This window comes from Ruegeria sp. AH12 (assembly GCF_056541465.1).
Genome location: NZ_JBQFYL010000148.1, coordinates 1 through 725 on the forward strand (window position 1 = coordinate 1; position 725 = coordinate 725).

1 protein-coding gene and 1 pseudogene are annotated in these 725 nt (G+C 57.0%); both read left to right on the forward strand.

Annotated elements, in window-relative coordinates:
• Positions 1-400: pseudogene (locus ACR0EL_RS22240) on the forward strand (iron dicitrate transport regulator FecR); the annotation flags it as partial.
• A gap of 120 nt (positions 401-520) precedes the next feature.
• Positions 521-725, forward strand: a 205-nt coding sequence (locus ACR0EL_RS22245; protein ID WP_480502324.1) for a CHASE2 domain-containing protein, incomplete at its 3' end; no start/stop codon positions are given.

Sequence of the window (725 nt, forward strand, 5' to 3'; positions counted from 1 at the left end):
AGATCAGGAGCAGTATGACAAAGCGCTAAAAGGTGGTTTCCCCTTCATACGCTCGCAAACGCAACTGCTGCCACCGTTTCGGGTGAGTGCCGAAGGGTGTTCGGGCAGACAGGCTCAGGCCCTAAAGATTGAATCTGAAAGGCCAGAGCGGCGCGAAGCACGGCGGCAAACGGAACAAGGTCGTTCTGAGGTGTCGGCGGCCCGCGAAAGCGGGCGATCCGAAGCGCCAGACCGGGCCTCAGCCAGCGCCGAAGGGCGTTCCGGGACATCAGCGCGCGCAGGTGTAAGCGCCTCGGGTGAAACGAGAACATCCGTAAACGCATCCAGTGGAGATAGCGGTGGATCGGGTGTCAGGGCAACGGCGACGGCAGGTAACGCTTCAGCGATAGCTGGTTGGTAGCATCAGGTTACATATATTTTCATGTTCCCCTGCGCCTGGAAGGTGAACGTGGTGGGTAAGATAAGAGACAAAATTGGGCATCGATTAGTATTCAGGCTTGTGGGCTTGGCGCTGATCCTGATGGGCTGCTTCATTAGGGTCGCGGATCCGTATCCCGTTCAAATGTCCAGATTGATTTACTTCGATATCCTGCAGCGGATTTCACCACGGGCCTACAACCCGGATCTGCCGGTCCGCGTGGTGGATATTGATGAAAGGTCTCTGGCAGAATGGGGCCAATGGCCTTGGCCTCGTACCCTGTTGGGTCAGATGGTCGAACGATTGG